The following is a 3,714-nucleotide window of genomic DNA, read 5'->3' on the forward strand; positions in this document are numbered from 1 at the left end:
GAGCCGTCGTACAAGCCGAACTGGGAGATCCCCGGCGGGGCGGTGGAGGCCGACGAACCGCCATGGGAGACCGCGACTCGAGAGCTGGCCGAAGAGCTCGGCATGGACAGGCCGTTGGGCCGGCTGCTGGTGGTGGACTACGTCCGACCGCACGACTCCCGGCCGGAGGGCGTGGTGTTCGTCTTCGACGGCGGTGTGCTCGACGAGACCGATGTGGTGGGCCTGGTGCTGCCGGAGCAGGAGATCCGCTCGGCCGGCTTCTACACGCTGGACGAGGCGCGGGAGCGGGTGAAGCCGCTGCTGGCGGATCGCATCGCGGTAGCGCTGGAGGCCGTCGAGCAGGGCGTGACGGCGCTATGCGACCACGGGGGCCGGATCGCCTGATCCGTCGATGGCGGCCCTGGGTGGCTCGGGCCGGGGTGGCGGAACGGGGAACCGGAGGCGGTGTGGTGCTTGCCGGCAGTGCGGTACAGGCTGTCGTGGATGCCGTCGGCGTAGAGCAGGCCGCCGAGGTCGCGGTGGGTCTTGGCGACCGGGGAGTCAGCCCGGTACCCGGTGGCGCCGAGCAGTAGCCCGAGTTCGGCTACGGCCCGATAGGCGGTGTCGATGCCGTGGGCCTTCATGGCGCAGCTCCACGTCTCGGCCTGGTCGAAGCCACTGTCGGCCAGGTGGGCGGCTGCTGCGGTGCCAAGCAGCGCGGTGGTCAGCTGGGCGTGGGCGTGGCCGAGGGTGATCAACGCCGAGTCGCGCAGCCACGGCAGGTCGCCGGCGGCTTGCCGTCCGCTGAGGACGGTGGTGACCGTGTCGAAGACGGCGGCGGCTCCACCGAGGGCGGTCGCGGTCACCAGGGGCCGGTAGGCGGCGAAGTGCTCGCGCAGCAGGGTCATCCCGTCGCCGGGCAGGACGTCCTGGTCGGGGTCGACGGGGGACGGCGTCGAGGTCGAGGATGCCCCAGGTCCAGCCGGCCAGTCCGGTCGGCTTGACGGGTTGGCGGTGCAGCTCTGGTCGGGCGGCGTCGATCGCGGCGGCGGTGAGGCGGCCGGTGGGGTCGCGGAAGAACACGATGAAGACGGCCGCTTCGGTCAGCCGGCTGATCCAGGTCTTGTGGCCGGTGACCAGCCAGCTGCCCTCCGGGCCGGCAACGGCGTGGGTGCGAGTCTCGGCGGGCCGCGAGCCGCCGTGCGGTTCGGTGATCGCGATACCGGCCAGCTCTCCGGTGACCAGCCGCGGGATCCACCGCTCACGCAGGGCGGAAGGTGCGTGGTGGGCGATGAGCCGGCCGTGACCGAGCCCGATGGTGTCGCGCAGGTCGATGTCGCGATAGCCGCATACGAACTGGGCGAACACGGCGAACAAAGGTGGCTGGTCGGCGGTGGCGAGGAGGCCGCGGCGGGCGATCTCGCGACGGATGAGCCGCAACGTACGGCTGCGTCCGGCACCACCGGACAGCTCGGCACCGACCTGATGCCGACGGAGCAGATCGGCGAGTTCATCTTGTAGCGCCTCGAGCCGGGCCCAGTCCACCTGGTCAGCGGGATCGAGGACGGCTCGTAACGGCGCCAGCCAGGTGTCGATCGCGTCGCCGGTCATGCCGGGACCTGCCCGTGTACGCGGGCCGGGCTGCCGTAGGCGAGCGCTCCGGCGGGAATATCGCGGGTGACCAGCGAACCGGCTCCGACCAGGGCTTGCGCGCCGATGATGACGCCGGCCAGCACGGTGGAGCCGCTGCCGACCTTCGCGCCGGTCTCGAACCGGGGCGGCTGGAGCACGGGGTTGCGCGCGGGATCGCGCCAGGTGAGGGTCTTGTCGTTGATCGTGCGGACCCCGGCACCGAGAAACACACGGTCGGCGATGTGCGTGGAGCTCGTGATATGCGAACCCGGCGAACACCGCACCTCTCGGCCGATCCGGCTGGCACGCTCGACGGTCAGGTGATGACCGAGCACGGTCTCGGCGCCGACCCGGACGCCGGTGCGCAACAGGGTGTGGTGCCCCACCACGGTGTTCACCCCGATGTGCACGTCGGCGTAGACCACCGCACCGGACCGGACGACGGCACCCGCGGCGATCGTCGTGTCGGCACCGGCACCGGGGTAGGTTCGGCCGACGGCGTAGCCCAGTTCCGGCTTACCGACCACGGCGTGTTCCTCGATCCGCGCCTGCTCGGCGACGCTCACTCCCCCGTGGACGACGGCGAACGGGCCGATCACCGCTCCACTCAGGACGGTGACCACACGCAGCAAGCCCAACGCGTCCGCCGGCACGAACACCGCGAAGGGGCTGATCTGCGCACCCTGCTCGGCCCGGAGCAGACCCGCCTCGTCCAACTCGGCCGCAGTCATCTCACGCGGCAAGCCCGAACTCGCGATCATCCTCGTCCTCCTTCCTCGTTCGCTCGTTTTCATCAGGAAGCCAGGCCACCGAGGCGGACGGGAGGCTCATCGCGGGGGCTCATGAATTGCGCGGCTTGTTCACACTCAGAACGCATCGACATACCCTCTGTGACTGGGGCGGGAGGTGGGCGATGCGGCAGCCAGGTCGTCAGCGCGGAGTCCGCAACGAGCAGCTCGGTGGCCTGATCTCGCGCTCCGGCGCCAGCCACAAGAGTCTGGCCCTCCGAGTCAACCAGCTGGCCGCCTCCGTAGGCCGGTACACCGCCTACACCCACACCAGCGTCGCCAACTGGACTCGACGCGGGATCATGCCGGAACGCGCGATCCGACCCCTGATCGCCCACGCACTCGCCGAACGTCTCGGCCGGCCCGTCACCCTGGCCGAGATCGGGATGGAGGCCGATGATTCCGACATCGCCTTGGTGGGGTTGGATTTCCCTCGCGAGCTGCCCACGGCGATCCTCGCCGCGACCCGTTACTGGAGCCTGGTGGACCGTCGAGACTTCCTGACCACAACCGGTCTGGCCATCACCGGCTGGAACACCCCGATCCGCCGGTGGCTCACCACACCGGCCGACTCCGACGCTGCCCATTCCGGCGGCACCTGCCGGGGTCGGCGCTGCTGACGTCACCGAACTCCTCACCGCCGCGGATGACGCCCGCCGCTGGGACTCCCGCTACGGCGGCGGGAGCTGGCGCTCCTCGGCCATCCTGAACTGCCTGCGCCACCGCACCACCCCACTGCTCCAAGGCCGATACAGCGACCCGATCGGCCGGCAGCTGTTCGCTGCCACCGCGCAACTATCCCGGGCTGGCCGGGTGGACGGCGTTCGACACCGGGCAGCACGCCGCCGCGCAACGCCACTACATCCAGGCCCTGCGCCTGGCCCGCGCCGCCGGCGACATCCCGTTCGGCGGCTACGTCCTGGTCTGCGCCGCCCTCCAAGCCTCCTTACGCGACTTCCACGACGACGCCATCGACATGTGCCACGGCGCCTTCGAACGCGCCAAGCACGCGGCCACTCCGCGTGTTCTCGGGTTCTACAAGCTCATCGAGGCCCGCGCTCACGCCCGGGCCGGCGATCGCCGAGCCGCCGGACACGCCCTCGCCACCGCCGACACCCTGCTCGGCCAAGCCGACCAACACCGCGGCGACGACCCGGCCTGGATCGATTTCTTTACCCACGCACGACTGGCCGCCGACGCCGTCGAGATCCACCGCGACCTCGGCCTTCCCGCTCCAGCCCGGCGCTGGAACAACGAAGCCGCCTCGCCCACCGACGCCTTCGCCCGCTCCTACGGCCTGCGCCTCACCGTCCTG

4 protein-coding genes and 2 pseudogenes are annotated in these 3,714 nt (G+C 70.9%); 2 read left to right on the forward strand and 4 right to left on the reverse strand.

Features of this window, described 5'->3' with window-relative positions:
- Nucleotides 1-42: 42 nt before the first annotated feature.
- Nucleotides 43-231: pseudogene (locus tag VGR06_RS16080) on the forward strand (NUDIX domain-containing protein); the annotation flags it as partial.
- 29 nt (nucleotides 232-260) lie between these two features.
- On the opposite strand, the gene VGR06_RS16085 reads toward VGR06_RS16080, so the two are convergent.
- From VGR06_RS16085 to VGR06_RS16095, 3 genes and pseudogenes are all read right to left on the reverse strand, one after another.
- Nucleotides 261-887 (reverse strand): acyl-CoA dehydrogenase family protein, encoded by a 627-nt coding sequence (locus tag VGR06_RS16085; RefSeq protein ID WP_327559884.1) that lies wholly within the window; start codon nucleotides 885-887, stop codon nucleotides 261-263.
- 103 nt (nucleotides 888-990) lie between these two features.
- A pseudogene (locus tag VGR06_RS43905) lies at nucleotides 991-1,590 on the reverse strand (acyl-CoA dehydrogenase family protein); the annotation flags it as partial.
- Nucleotides 1,587-2,372: a hypothetical protein gene (locus VGR06_RS16095; protein WP_327559886.1), complete on the reverse strand. Its 786-nt coding sequence runs from the start codon at nucleotides 2,370-2,372 to the stop codon at nucleotides 1,587-1,589. The pseudogene VGR06_RS43905 and the gene VGR06_RS16095, both read right to left, overlap by 4 nt.
- A 152-nt stretch (nucleotides 2,373-2,524) precedes the next feature.
- Between VGR06_RS16095 and VGR06_RS16100 the strand changes: the two genes are divergently transcribed.
- Nucleotides 2,525-3,019, forward strand: coding sequence for a hypothetical protein (locus VGR06_RS16100; protein ID WP_327559887.1), 495 nt, complete (start codon nucleotides 2,525-2,527; stop codon nucleotides 3,017-3,019).
- A 326-nt stretch (nucleotides 3,020-3,345) separates the two neighbouring features.
- Here the strand turns inward: VGR06_RS16100 and VGR06_RS16105 are convergent.
- Nucleotides 3,346-3,714: hypothetical protein (locus VGR06_RS16105; RefSeq protein WP_414637271.1), on the reverse strand; the 369-nt coding region annotated here is incomplete at its 5' end.

The organism is Actinophytocola sp. (assembly GCF_036002505.1).
Lineage (GTDB): Bacteria > Actinomycetota > Actinomycetes > Mycobacteriales > Pseudonocardiaceae > DASYTH01.

Bases quoted from the DNA above. Each gene is read 5' to 3' on its own strand.
- VGR06_RS16085 (WP_327559884.1), bottom strand. From the start codon at position 887: ATGACCCTGCTGCGCGAGCACTTCGCCGCCTACCGGCCCCTGGTGACC.
- VGR06_RS16095 (WP_327559886.1), bottom strand. From the start codon at position 2,372: ATGATCGCGAGTTCGGGCTTGCCGCGTGAGATGACTGCGGCCGAGTTG.
- VGR06_RS16100 (WP_327559887.1), top strand. From the start codon at position 2,525: ATGCGGCAGCCAGGTCGTCAGCGCGGAGTCCGCAACGAGCAGCTCGGT.